The 17643-nt window shown below is 60.9% G+C and carries 21 protein-coding genes; 6 read left to right on the top strand and 15 right to left on the bottom strand.

Going from position 1 to position 17643, the window contains the following annotated elements:
* The first annotated feature begins 186 nt into the window (after positions 1-186).
* Together CUJ84_RS05255 and CUJ84_RS05250 are read left to right on the top strand one after the other, a co-directional pair.
* Complete coding sequence (locus tag CUJ84_RS05255) at positions 187-393, top strand: hypothetical protein (protein WP_017963548.1); 207 nt, start codon at positions 187-189, stop codon at positions 391-393.
* Positions 394-641: 248 nt separating this feature from the next.
* Positions 642-1691, top strand: coding sequence for a DUF2336 domain-containing protein (locus CUJ84_RS05250; protein ID WP_027685408.1), 1050 nt, complete (start codon positions 642-644; stop codon positions 1689-1691).
* A 67-nt stretch (positions 1692-1758) separates the two neighbouring features.
* Here CUJ84_RS05250 and CUJ84_RS05245 read toward each other — a convergent pair whose 3' ends face one another.
* From CUJ84_RS05245 to CUJ84_RS05235, 3 genes are all read right to left on the bottom strand, one after another.
* Positions 1759-2103, bottom strand: a complete 345-nt coding sequence (locus CUJ84_RS05245) for a DUF1491 family protein (protein WP_026157293.1) — start codon at positions 2101-2103, stop codon at positions 1759-1761.
* A gap of 164 nt (positions 2104-2267) precedes the next feature.
* The gene (locus CUJ84_RS05240) at positions 2268-3719 is read right to left on the bottom strand and encodes a methyl-accepting chemotaxis protein (protein ID WP_105005468.1); all 1452 of its coding nucleotides are present in this window, start codon (positions 3717-3719) and stop codon (positions 2268-2270) included.
* 135 nt (positions 3720-3854) lie between these two features.
* Entirely contained in the window at positions 3855-4829 is a 975-nt protein-coding gene (locus CUJ84_RS05235; RefSeq protein ID WP_017993418.1) for an oxidoreductase, read from the bottom strand.
* A gap of 58 nt (positions 4830-4887) precedes the next feature.
* On the opposite strand from CUJ84_RS05235, the gene CUJ84_RS05230 reads away from it, so the two are divergent.
* Together CUJ84_RS05230 and CUJ84_RS38220 are read left to right on the top strand one after the other, a co-directional pair.
* Complete coding sequence (locus CUJ84_RS05230; protein WP_105005467.1) at positions 4888-5925, top strand: AraC family transcriptional regulator; 1038 nt, start codon at positions 4888-4890, stop codon at positions 5923-5925.
* 319 nt (positions 5926-6244) lie between these two features.
* Complete coding sequence (locus CUJ84_RS38220; protein ID WP_166471192.1) at positions 6245-6421, top strand: hypothetical protein; 177 nt, start codon at positions 6245-6247, stop codon at positions 6419-6421.
* Between the two features lie 37 nt (positions 6422-6458).
* Here CUJ84_RS38220 and CUJ84_RS37855 read toward each other — a convergent pair whose 3' ends face one another.
* From CUJ84_RS37855 to CUJ84_RS05210, 5 genes are all read right to left on the bottom strand, one after another.
* Positions 6459-6665, bottom strand: coding sequence for a hypothetical protein (locus CUJ84_RS37855; protein WP_027685413.1), 207 nt, complete (start codon positions 6663-6665; stop codon positions 6459-6461).
* A gap of 46 nt (positions 6666-6711) precedes the next feature.
* Positions 6712-7479 carry a Crp/Fnr family transcriptional regulator gene (locus CUJ84_RS05225; RefSeq protein WP_105005466.1) on the bottom strand — a complete coding sequence of 256 codons (768 nt, stop codon included), beginning with the start codon at positions 7477-7479 and terminating at the stop codon, positions 6712-6714.
* 195 nt (positions 7480-7674) lie between these two features.
* Complete coding sequence (locus tag CUJ84_RS05220) at positions 7675-8097, bottom strand: hypothetical protein (protein WP_105005465.1); 423 nt, start codon at positions 8095-8097, stop codon at positions 7675-7677.
* A 422-nt stretch (positions 8098-8519) separates the two neighbouring features.
* Complete coding sequence (locus tag CUJ84_RS05215) at positions 8520-9473, bottom strand: peptidoglycan-binding domain-containing protein (RefSeq protein ID WP_105005464.1); 954 nt, start codon at positions 9471-9473, stop codon at positions 8520-8522.
* Complete coding sequence (locus CUJ84_RS05210; protein WP_245457532.1) at positions 9445-11025, bottom strand: sensor histidine kinase; 1581 nt, start codon at positions 11023-11025, stop codon at positions 9445-9447. Before CUJ84_RS05210 ends, CUJ84_RS05215 begins: the two co-directional genes overlap by 29 nt.
* A 413-nt stretch (positions 11026-11438) precedes the next feature.
* On the opposite strand from CUJ84_RS05210, the gene CUJ84_RS05205 reads away from it, so the two are divergent.
* The gene (locus CUJ84_RS05205; RefSeq protein WP_105005462.1) at positions 11439-11933 is read left to right on the top strand and encodes a DUF5330 domain-containing protein; all 495 of its coding nucleotides are present in this window, start codon (positions 11439-11441) and stop codon (positions 11931-11933) included.
* Between the two features lie 363 nt (positions 11934-12296).
* Complete coding sequence (locus CUJ84_RS05200; protein ID WP_105005461.1) at positions 12297-12719, top strand: SufE family protein; 423 nt, start codon at positions 12297-12299, stop codon at positions 12717-12719.
* 469 nt (positions 12720-13188) lie between these two features.
* Here the strand turns inward: CUJ84_RS05200 and CUJ84_RS05195 are convergent, their stop codons facing one another.
* The 7 genes from CUJ84_RS05195 to CUJ84_RS05165 form a co-directional block, all read right to left on the bottom strand.
* Complete coding sequence (locus tag CUJ84_RS05195) at positions 13189-13620, bottom strand: MucR family transcriptional regulator (protein ID WP_003557810.1); 432 nt, start codon at positions 13618-13620, stop codon at positions 13189-13191.
* Positions 13621-14060: 440 nt separating this feature from the next.
* Positions 14061-14393: a monovalent cation/H(+) antiporter subunit G gene (mnhG, locus tag CUJ84_RS05190; RefSeq protein WP_105005460.1), complete on the bottom strand. Its 333-nt coding sequence runs from the start codon at positions 14391-14393 to the stop codon at positions 14061-14063.
* Positions 14390-14740 carry a cation:proton antiporter gene (locus CUJ84_RS05185; protein WP_105005459.1) on the bottom strand — a complete coding sequence of 117 codons (351 nt, stop codon included), beginning with the start codon at positions 14738-14740 and terminating at the stop codon, positions 14390-14392. The genes mnhG and CUJ84_RS05185 overlap by 4 nt, the downstream gene beginning before the upstream one ends.
* The gene (locus tag CUJ84_RS05180) at positions 14737-15213 is read right to left on the bottom strand and encodes a Na+/H+ antiporter subunit E (protein WP_105005458.1); all 477 of its coding nucleotides are present in this window, start codon (positions 15211-15213) and stop codon (positions 14737-14739) included. The genes CUJ84_RS05185 and CUJ84_RS05180 overlap by 4 nt, the downstream gene beginning before the upstream one ends.
* Positions 15210-16778: a Na+/H+ antiporter subunit D gene (locus tag CUJ84_RS05175; RefSeq protein WP_105005457.1), complete on the bottom strand. Its 1569-nt coding sequence runs from the start codon at positions 16776-16778 to the stop codon at positions 15210-15212. Before CUJ84_RS05175 ends, CUJ84_RS05180 begins: the two co-directional genes overlap by 4 nt.
* Before the next feature lie 67 nt (positions 16779-16845).
* Positions 16846-17223 carry a Na+/H+ antiporter subunit C gene (locus tag CUJ84_RS05170; RefSeq protein ID WP_042954591.1) on the bottom strand — a complete coding sequence of 126 codons (378 nt, stop codon included), beginning with the start codon at positions 17221-17223 and terminating at the stop codon, positions 16846-16848.
* On the bottom strand, positions 17223-17642 hold the full coding sequence (locus CUJ84_RS05165; RefSeq protein WP_105005456.1) for a Na(+)/H(+) antiporter subunit B: 420 nt from the start codon (positions 17640-17642) through the stop codon (positions 17223-17225). Before CUJ84_RS05165 ends, CUJ84_RS05170 begins: the two co-directional genes overlap by 1 nt.
* Position 17643: the final 1 nt, after the last annotated feature.

Genomic DNA, 17643 nt, shown 5'->3' with positions numbered 1-17643 from the left:
ATATAGTTGACATTGGCGCGGCAATTTCCCTGGCGGGAAAGGGGCGGTGTTGCAAAAATGCGTCATGAAAATATTTAATTGCGAGGCGCTCAGATGCGCGTATGTTCGCCCATATCGATCAGACGTTTCCGGGCACCGATCGATCGGGGATTTTCCACGCTCTTGCCGGAATGCGGAGGGTAAGCGGTGTCTTTGCTGGTGAATTCATCCTTCTCGCCTGACGATCTCGACGTGCTGCGCAGTGCGCTCGATGCCTGGTGCTCGGAACGGCGCATCGACATCAAAAGCGTCGAGGCGCAGTTCGCGGCATCTGCAGCCCTCGACCTTTATCAGGCCGGTTACGACAGCCGCGAAAAGCTGCTGCACGCGCTGCGCGATCATCGGATCGCCTGAACTTTTTCACCATCGCAGCGGCGACGAGCAACCGTCACAGCGCCCCTTCAAATCACGCATTTTTATATTGCCGGCTAACCATGTCGTCACACGCTATGCGTGTATATTTCTGTTGCTTTTTAATAAAATCTTCAGCATGCATTAACCGTACCGGTGTAGGATTTGTTCATAACCGTATGGCCTGACATGCGTTCCGCCAGCGCATATCGGCTCTTGGTCCCCTTATTTTGCGTTTTCGGGGTGTTTTTGTGCGTGACCGGTTTCGAGACCTAGAAGGCCCCTTGGCCGTCAGGAAAAAGGACGTGGTGTTAATGGCGACTGTCAGCAGTTTCGAGAACCTGTCTCATCCGACACGGTCCGAACTGCGCCAATTTGCCGAACTTTTCATGCCGCTGTTCCAGGCCTCCTCCGACGAGGCCAAGCGCCAGGCGGTCGCGGCACTGTCCCAATGCGAAAACATGCCGGCGGCCGTGGCGCTGTTTATCGGCAACCAGCCGATCGAGATCGCGGCCCCTTTTCTTGCCGCCTCAAAGGCAGTCGCCGACGATACGCTGATCACCATCGCGCGCATGCAGGGTGCAGCGCATGTCAAGGCGATCGTCAGCCGCGATTCACTCTCGCCGAAGGTCATTGATGCGCTGGTGGCGCTGCGCCAGAGCCAGCCGCGCTCCGCGGGCGCGTCGGCACCGATCATGGAATCGCCGGCGGTCCCGCTTTCACCAGCGCCTGCCGAAACCAACGAGGCAGATGCGCTGGAGGAACAGCGGGTTGCCAATGAAGAGGCATTGCGCGAGCGCATCCTCGGGCTTGCCGGTCATCTCGGCCGGGCCGACGAGGACCGGCTCGGTCTGCGCACGCTCACAGACATTCAGGAGGCGCTGCTGGTGCGCTTCGCCCGCTCTCGCGAGGCGACGCATTTCGCAACCGCGCTTGCCGATGCGCTTTCCGCCAGCCGCTGGCTTGCCGAGCGCATCATGCTCGATCTTTCCGGCCAGCAGCTCGCCACGACGCTGACCAGCCTCGGCATGGGCTTTCTCGACGCCGTCTTCGTGCTCGAAAGGCTCTATCCGCACCTTGCCGAACAGCAGCACAACGTCACGCGCGGCTGGATGGTGCTCGATGCGCTCGACCCGGAAGAATGCCACGAACGCGTCGAAGCCTGGCGGCGTGCGGATCGCTACACCTATAAGCCGGAAGCGGCCGATACGCCTGCGCCGGCGGCAACGCCCGACTATCGCTTCATCCGCCAGGCGCCGCCGCAGCGCGACATGCGCGTCATGGGGCGGCGGTCTCGCTGAGCTGGAATGACTAACCTCACCGCCTGGTGAGCTGTTCGAAATGGCGAGGAGCTGACGCGCCTGGCCGTCAGCCGCCCTTGGCAAGCGGGATCATGTCCCCCAGTTCCTCCGCCTCCAGCTCGACGATCCAGAGATCGGGGTCGAATTTGCGTTCGCGCTCCAGCATCGCACGCACCGCTTCCGGTTCGCTGCGCGACAGGCGGATCTCGAACAGGCGGTCACCGGCCTGACCCTCGTCGAAGGCGGTCTGCGGCGCCGGCGCATAGAGCGTTTCCAGGCCGCTGCGGAAATGCTGGCGGATGAAGATCGCACCCGCCTCCTCCGCACCCTTCTTCTCGACGGCGGCGAAATCGCCGCTGGCAAAGACGCGGCGCAGGAGGGCTGAAACGAAGATGTCGGCGCGTAATCTCATTGGTGCGGTATAAAGCATGTCGCGCAAAAGTGTGTAGCGGTTTTGCGATAACGGCATGCTGAAAAATAAAGACTTAGAGGGCGAGGAGCGAATCTGAAGGATTGCGATGCGCTAGCCCCGGCCTGTGGGCGGCGGCAATGCGGGGTCAGATTTTGACCCCGGAGTCAGACCTTGATTGCCAGCCGCAATCCGCCCCAATGCCGTCCGCGCACCGTGATCGGAGCGGAGATATCCTTCATCATCACGAAATTGCCACCGCCCATGTCGCGCCTGTAAGTCTGGACGAGGAAAGGCGCGGTGCTGCGGCCGGCGGCAAGACCGACGCGATCGGCAAAGATGCGACGATTGCGGCAATTGGCAGTGTTCCACACGGTGTCGCCAGGCCGCTGGGCTTGCGAGAATTTTCGGTTGTGGGTCGGCAGATAGCCATTCTCGTCGATCGCCGCGCAGAAGGCGATGCGCTCGTCCAGGGCGGTGACGGGTTCCTGGATCGGTGGCAGCAGGCGGTCGGTGAGCTCGGTGAAGGCTGCCATCACCTGTGCCGGATCGGAGCCTGCTATCGGCCGATAGCGTCGGTCGAAGAGAGCATCGAGCCCGATCTGGCCCTCAGCGACGGCGCGTTCGAAGGCGCCGGAAATCTGTCTTGCCACCGATTGCGCTTCCTCGATCCAACGACTGTCGGCGGTCTTGACGCCGGCGCTCGCCGTCAGCTGGATCAGGGTTTCCGAGAGGCCGACGACGCTGTCGACGCGTTTTGCCGCCTGCTGCAGCCTGACATTCGAGCCGACGACCTCGGCCGACATCTCGCCGAGTTTCTCGACGAAGCCGGCGCATTGCTGGTCGACCGCCTCGGTGGTGTTGGCCATGACAGTCGAACTGTCGAGGATGCGGGTGATGACATGTTCCATGCTTTCGAAGGCGCCGCGCATCGCCTCCGACTTGTCACGCACGCCGGCCGCACTGTCGCGCGCATCGCTGCCGACGGCCGACAGCCGGTCGATCTTCACACGCAGTTCGTCCAGCGTCTGCTGGATGGAGCCGGTCGCCTTCGAGGTCTGCAGCGAAAGCGCGCGGACCTCGGCGGCGACGACCGCAAAACCCTTGCCCGCATCGCCGGCGCGCGCCGCTTCGATCGCGGCATTCAGCGCCAGCAGGTTGGTCTGGCGGGCGATGGTGCTGATCTCCTCGGCGATATTGTCGACATCGGCAAGCGACTTGGAGAAGCCGGCGATCTCAGTGCCGATCTCGTTGGAGGACTGGACCATGTGGCCGATCTCGGCGACGGAGCCGGTCAGGCGATCGGCCGATTCCTTCAACATGTGGCGGGCCTCGGCCGCCGTGCGGTCGGTCTCGCGCAGCGACATGGCGACCGAGCGGTTGGTCTCGGCAATCGACAGCGCGGTGCGGGTGACATGATCGAAGGCGGAGGCATGCCGGGCCGACATTCCCGCCATGTCCTGGATGGCGCCGGCGATATCGACGAGATCAATGCCAAGGGTGGAGGCTTCTTCGGCAAGGCGCAGCAAAATGTGGTGCAGCGCCTCGGGGTCTGGGGCCGCCCCCACTTCGACCGCCGGTTCTCCGGCCAGATCGTCTATCGCCTTCAGCGCATGCATGACCGACGCTCCCCCGCCCCAATCAGAAAAGCTTCAGGCAACATGGTTAACAAGTTGCAAACAGCCGCTGCACCTTAGACTTAGGTTGTAGGGAAATCGGACTCCGTGACTGTGGGCCGGCCGTGTGGCGCCCGATCAGCTGGCGATGAAGCCCGTCAGCCGCTCGCTCAGCTGCCAGAGGCGTTCGGCAAATTCCGGATCGGTTGCCCAAGGACGGACACCGAGCATCTCGGTCGAATCGCCGGGGACAGCGGCGGCGATATCGCAGTTCTCGCAGTAGACGCCGCCGAGACCCTCAAGCTTCTCGCTGACGGCGCACCAGACGATGGTCGACGCCCCCTGCTCAATCGTCTTCTTGTTGTTTTCCGGATCGATGACCGGCTTGCCATGCTCGTCGACATAACCGCTCGCCTTGAGGAAGTCGCTCGACTGATGGCGGACCAGATTGGTGGTGACGATACCGCCGGGATGCAGCGAGAAGGCCCTGACACCGTGCTTCGCACCCAAAGCGTCCAATGAGATCGCAAAGAGAGCATTTGCCGTCTTCGACTGGCCGTAGGCGAGATAGGGCGCGTATTCGCGGTTCTCGAAATTCGGATCGTCGAAATCGACGCCGGCGAAGACGTGACCGCGCGAGGAGACGGCGACGACGCGCGCCCCCTCGGCCTTCACCAGCGCCGGCCAGAGGCGGGCAGTGAGCTGGAAATGGCCGAGATGATTGGTGGAGAACTGCGATTCGTAACCGCGGGCGTCACGCGTCAGCGGGTTCGCCATGACGGCAGCATTGTTGATGAGCAGATGCAGGGGCTCGCCGCTGCCGAGGAAGCGGTCGGCGAAGTCGTCGATCGAGCCGGGGTCCATCAGGTCGAGCTTTTCCACCGTAAGGCCGGGAATGCTTTCCACGGCCGCCTTGGCTTTTTCGAGATTGCGGGCGGGAACGACAACCCTGGCGCCGGCGCCGGCGAGCACACGAGCCGTCTCGAGGCCAAGACCGGAATAACCGCCGGTGACGATCGCGACCTTGCCTGAAAGATCGTGCCCGGCAATGACGTCGGCGGCGGTTGATGCCGCACCGAAGGCGGAACCGATGGGAGCTTGTGGGGTGGACATGGCATGCCCTCCGTTGTTGCAAGATGGCCTTATGTACGCCCGGGAAACGGGATTCTGAATGCTTGCAAATCCCGATTTCCTGCTTCATCGTTCAAAAATGATCAGTGACCCGCTCTCCGAAATGCTCAATCTGCTCGATGCGCGCTGCCTTGTGTCGGGCGGGCTGATCGCCGGCGGCGCCTGGGCGCTGCGCTTCCCCCGGCCGAACCGGATCAAGATCAGCGCGGTCGCCAAAGGGCGCTGCTGGCTTTGCCTCGACAATGGCAGCGAACCCATTCTGCTCGAGGCGGGCGACGTTGCGCTTCTGAACGGCCGGCATTCCTTCATCCTGGCGAGCGACCTTGCCGTTGCGCCCGCCGATGCGGTCGGCGCCTTCAAGGAGAAGGTCGACGGCATGGCGCGCCATGGCGTTGGCGAGGATTTCCATTATCTCGGCGGCCACATCGCGCTCGGGCCGCAGGGCATGGAGCTGCTGTCCGACGTGTTGCCGCCGATCATTCATGTGCGCGCCGCCCTTGCCGAAGCCGGCGTGCTGCGCTGGCTGCTCGACCAGTTGGTGCGGGAGATGGCGGCAAAGCGGCCAGGCGCCCTGCTCGCCTCGACCCAGCTTGCGCAGTTGATGTTCGTGCAGGTGCTGAGGGCGCACATCATGAGCTCGGCGCCATTGACGGTCGGGTGGCTCCGCGCCTTCGGCGACGATCGCATTGCGCCGGCGCTGCGGCTGATGCATGGCGATCCCGGCCGGTCCTGGCAGCTTGGCGAACTGGCAAAGGCGGCCGGCATGTCGCGCACGAGCTTTGCACTGCGGTTCAAGACCGTGGCGGGGGTTGCGCCGCTCACCTATCTGATCGGCTGGCGCATGCGCCTTGCCGAACGCGAGCTGCGGGAGGGCAGCATGCCGGTTTCGACGCTGGCGCTTTCGCTCGGCTACACATCCGAAAGCGCCTTCAGCAACGCCTTCAAGCGGATGACGGGTATGGCGCCCAGGCGCTATCGCGTGGCGATGGCCCGCGAGGCCGGGCCGATCGAAGAGGTGGTGGATGTCGAGGGCCAGGCGATGACGACGCATTACAGGCTGCTCAAGGCGGCATCGTAGCGGCGCCAGATCCGGATGATTTTAGGCCAGATCAGCTCAGCAGCGTCATGCTCTCAATGCCGCCGCCCGCATTTCGTGAGGAAGTGGATTAAAGATGGCCCGTCGCCTGCGCACCGTTTTTCCGGACGTATTTTGGAAGACATGTGGCGCATTGGCTGGAATGTTGACCATCGAAGACGCGCTCAGAGTCGACGCCTGTCTGCGGAAGGTGAATTGCAGCTCTCCCTCCATGACATTGTCTCATTCCGTACCATTACACCGGTCGAGTCCCGCCCCTGATAAGTTGAATCAACTGATTTGGTATACGAGGAGAAAATGAATGACTGTCACCGTGATCAAACCGGCACAGGATCGGAAAAAAGTGTCCGATGCTTATGAACTTGACTATTTTGTGCAGAAACACGCCATCGCCAGAATGGACGCGATCCGGATTCTCAATCTGCACCGATCTGATCGGGATGCCTCCGATCGCGCCGCGCATCGTCTCAAAAGGTGATCTACCGACCGGGACGAGACGGGCGGGATTTTCCCTTTCACTTGCCAATGAGATTTAACGCGAGGCCGACCAGCGCATCCTTAGTCGTCGTCCCCTTTTGAAAGGCATACAAAAGAACGGTTAAGAGATCCGAGCCGTCTTCGCTATCGGGCGAGATGTCATGCCGGGCGCAGGCCTCCTGGAAGGCGTTCAGGAGCACTGTCGAAGCGGTCTCGTCTACATGGTGATTGTAAAGTGAGGTCACGCATCATCCTTAAAGGTTGCCGACGTCAAATGCGTTCAATTGTCGATCAGGCAGGCCGTATCAACGGCGCGGCATCATTCGGAACCGGCTTCGATTTACCAAGAGGGATGCCGGTCAGCCGTTCGTATTCTATCTCAGCCGGGCCATAGGTGCCTTGGCAGAGGTGCATCAGCCCAGTGCGATCCTGCACGAGAATTTCCCCGCGTTGCGATTTGATTAAGTGCTTTGTTTCGAGAATTTGCAGGGCCACTGTCACACCCGGCCTACGCACGCCAAGCATCATTGCAAGAAATTCATGGGTCACATAGAAGCTGTCGCCATTGACGCGGTCGTGAACCATGAGGATCCATCGCGCCAGCCGCTCTTCCAGTTTGATCTGACCGTTTGCAAGAGCGGTGTAGGTGCTTTGGATACCGAGCGTACGGGCATAATGCATCAAAAGTTCTGTTAACGCGGCGCTCTGAGACATCGCTTCTTGAAAATTGTCGGCAGAAATACGAAGCGCCGAGCCGCCCATCTGGACGAAGCAGTCGAACGGGCTTTCTGTATCGCCCTGGACCAGCGACGTGCCAGTCATGCCATCCCGGCCGAAAAGGCCGACCTCGACGGTTGAACCGCCCTCTTTGCTTGCCACCACCGAACCAAGACCCTCCTCGAAAAAATAGACGAAGTTGATCGGCTGATGCGCCTTTTCGAGCGACTGACGAAGGTTGAGCTGCATTCTCTCCAGACTGGGGGCAAGCAGGCGCCGATCTTCAGGGGCAAGGGCACACAACAAATGGTTCTTGAAGGTGCTTATATTTTGGTTGGTCATCGTGCTCTCCGGGGCGAAAGCACGACGATCTTCCAAACGTCAGCGCCCTTACGTGGCTGACGTCGTATATAAGATTGCGCTTAAAAGCTGCATTGCACAACAACTTTTGTACGAAATGGTACAGAGTCGCACCTAGACGTTGTTTCGGAAGGAGGATTTTGTCCACACTGGTTACGCTTGTGATGCGGCGACTGGTCATCGTTTGCCGATGCCGTTTCGAAGCGATGTCTCCTGAAGTTTGAGTCGGCGAACTTCATCTTCCCCGCGCACAGCGAGAATGAAAACACGTTCTTTCCCATCGGGAGCTTGAACCTCGGCGACAACGCCTCGCGCTATCAGCTCCTCCATGGTTATATCCGATACCCCCGGGATCACGGAAGTCGGCTGCGGTTCTGGATAATATTGGTCGAGAAATCTGATAGCCTTGTTTTGTCTGTTGCCCAGGCCAAGCCGCGGCCCGTCGTCAAATTCCTCCCTGCGCTTACGTTGCACTCGGCTTGACGAAGCCGGTCGACGTTTCATCGCCATTTCCTCTCGCGTTTTTGATATGGTCGGGAAGTCGGTGAGTTGCAAGCAAACCAGATGGGTAGGAAGCTCGTCTGCCTTTTCGTTGGCCATAGGAAGAAAACGGGAAAATCCCTCTATTCTTCACGCCATCGTGCCAGATTGGCACAGCTTGCACATTCTGAGGGGCACAACGGGCCGTTGTTACAATAGTTCCGTGTATATCGACTCTCAGCGCGCTTGGGCGGCCGGCGTCAGCTGTCGGGTCCGCAATCGGGATAGCGGCCCTACTCATCTTCAGTCGTCCGGTTGGAGCTTCGAGGCGAATAGAAATGACCGTTCGACCGCGACGCTCAACAAGCTTAGCTCGGCAGAAAAATACCTAAAGGCCCCTTCGGGTCTGACATTGCTTCAGGTGAGACGCTGCGATTGGCCCGAGGGACGCTTGCCACGTGCGGCAGTCTCGATGCATCCGGGATGCGGTGCAGGAAAGCCTTGCCATGACTGACCTGGCGCCGTTTTGCGAGGCGCCGAACCTAGATCGCGCCGATTTCCTTGAGTTTCTTCAGCACCGCCTGGTTCGGCTCGCCGTCTTCGGGCAGGTTGTAGTGCTTCTGAAAATGGCGGATGGCCGCGCGGGTCTGCTCGCCGGCGACGCCGTCGACGCCGACATTGGCATAGGCCATGTTGGAAAGACCCTTCTGGATCTTCAATACCAGGTCGACATTGGTGATTTCGCTTGATGGAACCTGCTTTGCCGCTGATGGAGCCGTTTTGACCGTCTTTTCAGCGCTGCGGATCGCCGCTGCCACCGGGTCTTCCGCCGCTGCCTTCGAGCTTACATCTTCGGGCGGCTTTTCGGCGGGCACGGTCGAAGGGCCGGCGGCATCGGTCTTCAGCGCCGCCAATACCTCCGGCGTCGGATCGCCGGTCTGGGTCATGCCGACGGTCTCTTCGAAGAAGAGGATGGCCGCACTGGTGCGGGGGCCAATGATGCCGTCGGGTATGCCGTTATAGAGGCCGCGGCGCACCAGCTGCTGCTGGATGTCCATGACGAGCTGGCTCGGCTGCTGGCCGGGTGCGGCAGGCGCCGGTGTCGCGTTGGTGGTGGCGGTATCCTGCGGCCGCTCAATCCGGAAGGTGGTGACGTCGCCCTGCTGCTCCTCGGCTGGACGGCGGGCGCCGAGCACGATCGGAGACTGCGAATCGCGGGTGCGGAAGATCGGATGCGGATGCAGGCCCGGCTGATACCAGAGCGCATTGGCGGCGACGAAGGAGAAGATGACGGCGAAGGTGATCGTGCCGCCGGCGACCGACGGATTGCGGCCGATGACGCCGCCGAGCACCGAGGCGCCCTGCAGGCCGAGCCCGCCGAGCACGGAGGCGCCTTGCAGGCCGAGCCCGCCGAGGGCGGCAGCGCCTGACATCAGAAGGCCCGGCTGCTGCCGTCCCCTTTTTCCCTTAGGCGATTTTCGCTTGCGCGCGGCCATCGAAACGCCCCTCTTCCACTTCTGCGCCTGTGTTGACCGCGCCCTTCAGCCGCGGCGGAAACTCGACAGTCGCGCCATGACCGGCGTCTTCGGCGTGCTGGGCACCCGAGCCGTCCATCGCGATCTCGATGGTGATGATCGTGCCTTCGCCCGGCTGGCTGGCGATGGCGAAATACCCGCCATGCAGCGCCACCAGCCCCTTGACCAGGGAGAGACCGAGGCCGGAGCCTTCGAAGCGGCGGGTATAATCGTTCTGGATCTGCACGAAGGGCTGGCCGAGCAGCGCCAGCTTGTCGGCCGGGATGCCGATGCCGGTATCGCTGACCGTCAGCTTGAGGATGCCGTCGCGCGCTGCCGCATCGATCGAGACTACGCCGCCGGCCTCGGTGAACTTTATGGCATTGCCGACGAGGTTGATGAGGATCTGCTGGATGGCCCGCTGATCGGCGACAACCTCGCCGAGGCCGCGCTGGATACGGCTCGTCAGGGTGAGACCCTTGGTCTTGGCCTGCAAGGCCAGCATCGATTCGCAGGATTTGACGGAGCTTGATATGTCGAAGGCTTCGAGGATCAGCTCGTAGCGACCGGCTTCGATCTTGCTCATATCGAGCATGGTGTTGACGACGGACAGCAAATGCGCGCCGGATTCGCGGACCAGGCCGACATATTCGCGCTGACGGTCGTTTTCAAACTTGCCGAAATATTCGCCGATCAGGATATCGGAAAAACCGAGAATGGCGTTCAGCGGCGTGCGCAGCTCATGGCTGACGGCGGCGAGGAAGCGCGACTTGGCGTCGTTTGCCGATTCGGCATCCGCCGCGCGGTTCTGGGCTTCGTCACGCAGCTGCTGCTCGACGGAGACGTCGCGCAGCTGGGCAATGATGGCGGCAAGTTCGCCGTCGGCATCGCGCCGGGCCGTCATGTCCATTCTGAGATAGGCGAACTGGCGTTGATCGCGCGAGACCGAGGGCCGGTCGATACGCAGATCGACGCTCTGAGCATCCTCGCCCCGGCGCAGGTCATCAAGCGCCTGCAGGAAAAGGATGCGGTCGGAGACATGCACCTGCTCGAGGAAGCCCCTGCCCTTGGGATCGCGCATCCAGGCGAGGAAATCGCGCCGGTCGCGACCGCCGACGGTCGCCACACTACCGTGCGGGTCGAGGAAGAAGACGAGGCCCGGGGTGGCGGCAAGGAAGAAATCCTCGGCCGACTGCGTGGCGATACCGGCGGAGGAGCCCTGACGGGCGAGCGCGATGCTGCCGACGGCGGAAAAGAGAAAGGCGGCGCAAACCATGGCGACACCCGCCGGCAAGGCGACGGCCGGACTGGTGACCGCCGAAAGGCCGATAGGCGCGGCAATAAGAGCGGCCGACGAGAAGAGTACGAGGCGGCGCAGGATTGCGAGCTCGCGTTGGCGCACGGCTTCACCGCCGCCCGTCCGGGAGAGCCAGCTTGTCGCTGCCCGGTCTACGAGGGCCGTCATCCAGCCGCCAATGTTACTCAATACACGCACGCAATACCCGCCCGAAAGGCTGTCGATTGATCCGGACAATAGGCCTTGGCGACTTAAAGAAAGGATAAGGCAAAAGCGCTGTTCACAGGCTGAAACGGCCGAAATTCCCGTTTTGAAGCATCTGGAAGGCTCTTTGCCTTTTGTGGTTAATAGGGGGTAAGCGACGGATATTCCTCATATTTCAGCATTGCGTTAACTCCTGTGGCAAGGCGAGCCGGCAAAAGTCCTGCAATTGCAAGCAGGTGCTGCCCTGATGCTTAACGGCGATCGCTCGCATTCGACTAAAATGCGGCTCAAATGCCGTTCGCTAAAATTTGAACTAAATTTGCCGCAAATGCGCGTGAGTTTCGAAAAGCGGCATTCGCAACTTGGCGGTAGGGTGAAAACACACCGGACAACCGGCCTGATTCGGCGACAAGAACCGGACGGGGAAAACAGGATGGGCGACGACAATGTGGTTTCTGATCAAAGGATCCTTCTGGTTTGGCCTCGTGCTCGTGCTTCTTTCCGTCTTCAGCACGGAGAGTTCCGACAAGCTCGCCAACGGCCCGCAATTGCAGCTTTCCGATGCGTTCACGGCGGCAAGCGGCGCTTATGACTATTTGACCGGCATGTGCTCGGAGAAGCCCGAAGTCTGCGCCAAGGGCACCGAGACCCTCACCGCGCTCGGCTACCGGGCCCGTGAAGGTGCCCGTGTTGCTTACGAACTTCTCGACAGCCAGTTCAAGGACGAGGCGCCGGCGACTGCAAGGCTTGCCGAACCGCAGATGCCGGTTGCGCTCAACATGCCTTCCCTCACCCCGCCTGCCATCCAGGAAAAGGTGCGCGAGGCAAAGGCTGCGCTCAACCAGCCGATGCCTTACCGTCCGCCGGTCGACGATGATGCCGCAGCCGAGACGGTGGTAACAGGTGCTATTCCGCTGCCGACGCCAAAGCCGGCGATCTAACGAAATTTTTCGCGGGCATTCGTCCGCAATAGCTTTCGGTTTTATAGCTTGCATCGGTGGTCCGCATGACGCGGAGATGCCCCATGCCTGACGTGCCTGCCCTGTTTAATTCAGCATGTTGCTGCGCCGTGAGGATGCCCATCCCTCACGGCGTTTTTCTATGTTAGTTTACGCAATTCCCGGCAAAACCGCTGCGCGCTTTGCCTGGGAAAACCGCTTCACACTTTTCCTGGAATTGCTTTAGCGGTTCAAATCTGCCGGTCTTTCACCTATATGCAGTCTTAGAGCATTTCCTGACGCATTCCGGACGCAAAACCGCTGCGCACTTTTGCTGGAACTGCTTCAATAGTGAAAGGCTTCTCCATGGCATCCCTCGACCAGATCATCGACGACTTCGCTTTCCTGGACGATTGGGAAGACCGTTACCGCTATGTCATCGAACTCGGCAAGGCACTGCCCGACTTGGCCGAGGAGAAGCGTACCTCCGAGAACAAGGTGATGGGCTGCGCCAGCCAGGTCTGGCTGGTGACGCATACGACAGGCGATCCCGACAACCCGGTCATGAGCTTCGAGGGTGATTCCGACGCCCATATCGTGCGCGGCCTCGTCGCCATCGTGCTTGCCACCTATTCCGGCAAGGCCGCATCCGAGATCGCCGGGCTCGATGCCTTCGAGATATTCTCGAAGATCGGCCTGGTGGAGAACCTCTCGTCGCAGCGCTCGAACGGACTGCGCTCGATGGTGAACAGGATCCGCGAAGAGGCAAGAGTTCGCGCCGCGGCTTGACCGCAATGATGGCTGATCGGCTTTCAGAGCCCCAGCCGATCGATTCCGGCAGCGCCTGCCTTTGGCACATCGAATACATTAACACTTGCTGATAGTATAGGAATACATTCTAAGCCTGTCGGCAAAGCATAAGACAGGGTCGCTCACACTATCTTGGCGCCTGTCCGAATCATCTGCGAAGGCCTGAATACCAGCGCGGTTCAGCTTTTGATTGAAGCGCAGGGCCGCTCCAACCTTTCATTTTAGCCGATTCCCGGCAAAAGTGCGAAGCGGTTTTCCGTCCGGAATTGCGTAAAAACAAAAGGCTAGAGCGGTTCTGCGCTTCCGTTAAAAGCAGAACCGCTCTAGGAAAACCGCTTCGCACGTTCCGGGAATGGCTCCATCAAGATTATTTTCCTCGCCTTGAAAAGGCACGTAAAAAAGCCGGGCACAAGACCCGGCTTTTTGTCGTCGATGCTTTCGAAAAAGCTCAGCCGCGGCCGCGCTTGCGGCGCTGCCCGAGGCCCATCTCCTTTGCCAGGCGCGAACGCGCTTCGGCATAAGCGGGCGCTACCATCGGGTAATCGGTCGGCAGGTCCCACTTCTCGCGGTATTCTTCCGGCGAGAGGCTGTGATGCGTCATCAGGTGACGCTTGAGTGACTTGAAGTTGCCGCCGCATTCCAAACACGTGATCTGCTCGTCCTGTACGGACTTGCGGACAGAAACTGCAGGCTTCTGCTTTTCGACGATCGCCGCAGCAGGCTGCGGTACGGACGTGTTGCTCAGTGCCGAATGCACGTCGGAAATCAGATTGGCCAGGTCGCTGACCGGTACAACATGGTTGCTGACATAGGCCGCGACAATGTCGGCTGTCAGTTCCACAAGCAGCTCCGGCGCATTGCCGGTCGCTATATCCGTCATATTTTTTCTCCTGTTAGCATGCTCAAACGGCCTTTGACTGACACGCCAAAGACCCACCTCGTAGAAGCGAACAGCAAAAGCGCAGGAATCGACCTTCTGTTTCGAAAAACGCGAAATCCACCCCTAGATTCCGAAGAGCGTAACCTGTTCTTATACTGCCTGACCGGAAACCACTACGTCATGCTCCAGGCGATGGCCTCAGTTTAGACATTAAAAATCAAAACTGAGGGACTTGGAAGCAGTACGATTGTAATTCACAATCAGAACTCTACTTGCATTTTCAAATACCATCGTTTGGTCGAAACGCCAATTATTATTTGTCGTTTTTCTTGAGAAAAAATGACAGATGAAGAATTGAGGGGCTCTTCGGCAAGCTTTACTCACAGCTTCCTGTGCATAAGTTTTGCATAAATCTGGTAAAGTTGCCGAACAGCATAGGCTCAGCGATCCCTGATATCGTCACGAACCGAGAGCGCATCGAGATCATATCCCGAACGATGGGCAGCTCTGGCAAGCAGATGGGCAGACACCGGCGCCGTCAGCAAGAAAAAGATAAAGCCGGCGATGGCGCGGGCGAGAATCGCCGGATCTTGCGAATAGAGCCCGGCGGCGAGGAGCAACAGGCCGGAGCCGACAGTCCCCGCCTTCGAGGCCGAGTGCATGCGGGTGTAGAGATCGGGCAGCCTGACCAGGCCGATCGCCGCTGCAAGCGCAAAAAGCGCACCGATGAGGAGCAGCAGGGCGGTGATGGCAGCCGCGATATAATCGATCAACGCTTCTTGCCCCCTGCCCGCTTTTGCGTGTTGCCGTTTGCCGCAGGTGCGGACGGCCTCGATTTGATGTTGCCGCGCGACAGCACGAATCGGGCGAAGGCGACAGTCGCCAGGAAACCGACCAGGCCGAGCGAGATGGCGATATCGATATAGAGCGAAAAGCCGGTCTTGACCGCGATAACGGCGATGAAACCGATGGCGATGCCGGTCAGCATGTCGAGGGCGAGGATTCGGTCCGGCAATGTCGGGCCGGCAACGACGCGCCAGACGGTGAGAATCAGCGCGAGGCCGAGGATGATCAGTGCGGCCGAGGATGCGACCGCGACGATGGTGGCAGGTGTGATCACCGGAAGGCCTCCATGATCTTGCGTTCGAAACCGTTGGCGATATCGCGCTTGCTCGCCTCGGGATCGGAACAATCGAGCGCGTGGACATAGAGCGTGCGGCGATCTGTGGAGACGTCGACCGAAAGCGTGCCGGGTGTCAGCGTGATGAGGTTTGCCAGCAAAGTGATCTCGAAATCGCTCGTCACCGTCAAAGGGAAGGCGAAGATGCCGGGTTTCAGCTTCATATCGGGCGAGAGGACGGTGACCGTGACCTTCCAGGCCGACAGCGACAATTCCTTGAGGAACAGAGCGACGAGCGAGAGCACCGGGCGGACGCGAGGGATATGATACCCCTTGCCGCGGAAAGATTCACGGATGATGACCAGCGCCAAGGCCCCGAGCAGGACGCCAAGGACGAGATTGTGCAGCGAGGCGCTGCCAGTAACAGTGAGCCAGGCAATGGCAAGCAGCAGGTTGAAGAGGAAGAAGATCACGGCGCGCCTCCTTCCGGGAAGACCGAATGAAGATAGGCCTGGGGATCGGCAAGGCCGGCAGCGGCCGATTGCGACAGCGCCAGCAGCTGTTCCGGCAAGATGCCGAAGCCGACGACCAGCGCTGTCAGCGCAGCGAGCGGCAGGCCCGTGCGCCACCGGGCCCCAGACGACATCAGGACTATCGGCGTCAGGGCCATCGGCGCCGGGCGCCAATAGGCAAACAGGAAGAGACGGCCGAAGGCGATCGTCGTCAGAAAACCGCCGACGAGGATCGAGGCCGCCAGCCACCAGGCGCCGAGATCGAGCGAGGCCTTGACGAGAATGACCTTAGGCCAGAAGCCGGAAAAGGGCGGTAGGCCACAGGCGGCAAGGAAGAGCACGAGGGAGAGTGCGGTGAAGCCGCCGCTTTGCCGGTAGAGCCCGCCGAGGGCCGACAGTGAAAAGCCGCCGCCGCGCCGGGCGATCTCGCCGGCGGCAAGATAAAGCGCCGTCATCAGCACCATGGAATGGAGCGCATAGAAGACCGCGCCGCTGATGCCGCCAAGGCCGCCGAGGGCAACGCCGGCGAGCATGTTGCCGATACCCGATATGACGACATAGCCGAGCAGCCTGCGAATATCGTTTTCGGCAAGCGCGCCGAGAGCGCCGACGAGAATGGTCGCGGCGGCGGCAAGCGCGATCACCAGGCTCAACTCCTGGCGTTCCACCGGCAGCAGCATGACCATCACCCGGATCAGCGCGTAGATGCCAACCTTGGTCAGCAGGCCGGCAAACAGCGCCGAGACGGTGATACGCGGCGTATGGTAGGCGGCGGGCAGCCAGAAATTGACCGGGAAGGCCGCCGCCTTCATGCCGAAGGCGAGCAGGAAGAGGCTTGCCAGCGTCATCAGCGGCGCCGTACCGCGCAAATCCCTCGCCCGTGCCGCGATATCGGCCATGTTGAGCGTGCCGAAGGCGGCATAGAGGATGCCGACGCCGACCAGGAACAGGGTCGTGGCGATCAGATTGAGCACCGCATATTTCAGCGCGCCGTCGATCTGCTCACGTTCGGAACCAAGGATGATCAACCCGAAGGAGGAGATCAGCAGCACCTCGAACCAGACATAGAGATTGAAGATATCGCCGGTGAGAAAGGCGCCGGTGACACCGGCCATCAGCAGCATGAGCAGCGGGAAGAAACCGTATCGCCGGCCGCTTTCGCCAATATCAGCCAGCGCATAGATGCCGCCGGCGAGCGCGGCAAGAGCTGCGGTGAAGGCCATCAGCGCACCGAAGAGATCGACGGTGAAGGCGATGCCGAAGGGCGGCAGCCAGCGGCCCATGACCATGGTCAGTGGCCCCTCGGCCGCGACCTTGGCCAGCAGCGCCGCATCGATCAACGCCAGCGCCGCAAGGCCAGGGATGGCAAGCCAGGCCTGCAGGCGGGGATAGCCGCGCAGCATCAAGAGGACGGCGCCGAGTGTGATGCAATGGGCGACCGGCAGGATGGCGAGCCAATGTCCGATCGGCACCGGGGCGCTGATCAGGGCGGCGGAGAGATCGACGGTGGAGGTGGGGGCGGCCATCAGATGGCGCCTCCTCTAACGGAAGAAAGCACTCGCCGTGGGGTCAACATCCGCGCAACCATCCGGCTCAATACCCCAAAGGCGGCAGCGGCCGGTCGTCGGGCTCGGCGGCGCGCATGTCGCTGGTGTTGTCGGTGCCGAGGTCCTGATAGGCGCGGTAGGTCAGCACCAGCAGGAAGGCAAGGAAGGAGAAGGAGATGACGATCGCCGTCAGGATGAGGGCCTGCGGCAGCGGGTTGGCCGTGCCCGCGGGCAAGCTGTCGAGACCCGCCGGGATGATCGGCGGCACCTCGCGCGTCAGCCGGCCTGATGTAAAGAGCAGGAGGTTGACGGCGTTGCCGAGGATGGCGATGCCAAGCATGATGCGGATCGAGAATTTCGACAGCATCAGATAGATGGCGGCAGCAAAGAACAGGCCGACGAGGATCGCGAGAAGCGGCTCCATCATTCCACCTCCTTTTCTTCGAGCGCCAGTGCGATCGAGGTGATGGCGCCGAGCACGACAAGATAGACGCCGACATCGAAGAGCATGACGCTGGACAGCGGCACCTCAGCGCCGAAAAGCTTCGGATAGATCCAGAGGCCGGTCATGAAGGGAACGGCAAACAGGATAGAGAGAAGACCGGCCGCCGTCGACAGGAGCAAGCCGAAGCCGGCAATCGACAGCGGATGGAAAAACAGCGCCCGGCGAACGGCGCCAACGCCGCGGGCAATGCCGTAGATCGCCAGTCCCGAGGCAGCGATCAGCCCGCCGATGAAGCCGCCGCCCGGCTCGTTATGGCCGCGCAGCAGCACGAAGACGGAAAAAAGCAGCATCAGCGCGGTGAGGAACGGGGCGACCGTGCGGAAGATAAGGGTGTTCACG

Source organism: Rhizobium leguminosarum (assembly GCF_002953715.1).
GTDB lineage: Bacteria > Pseudomonadota > Alphaproteobacteria > Rhizobiales > Rhizobiaceae > Rhizobium > Rhizobium leguminosarum_V.
This window is presented reverse-complemented; position numbering and strand designations above follow the sequence as displayed.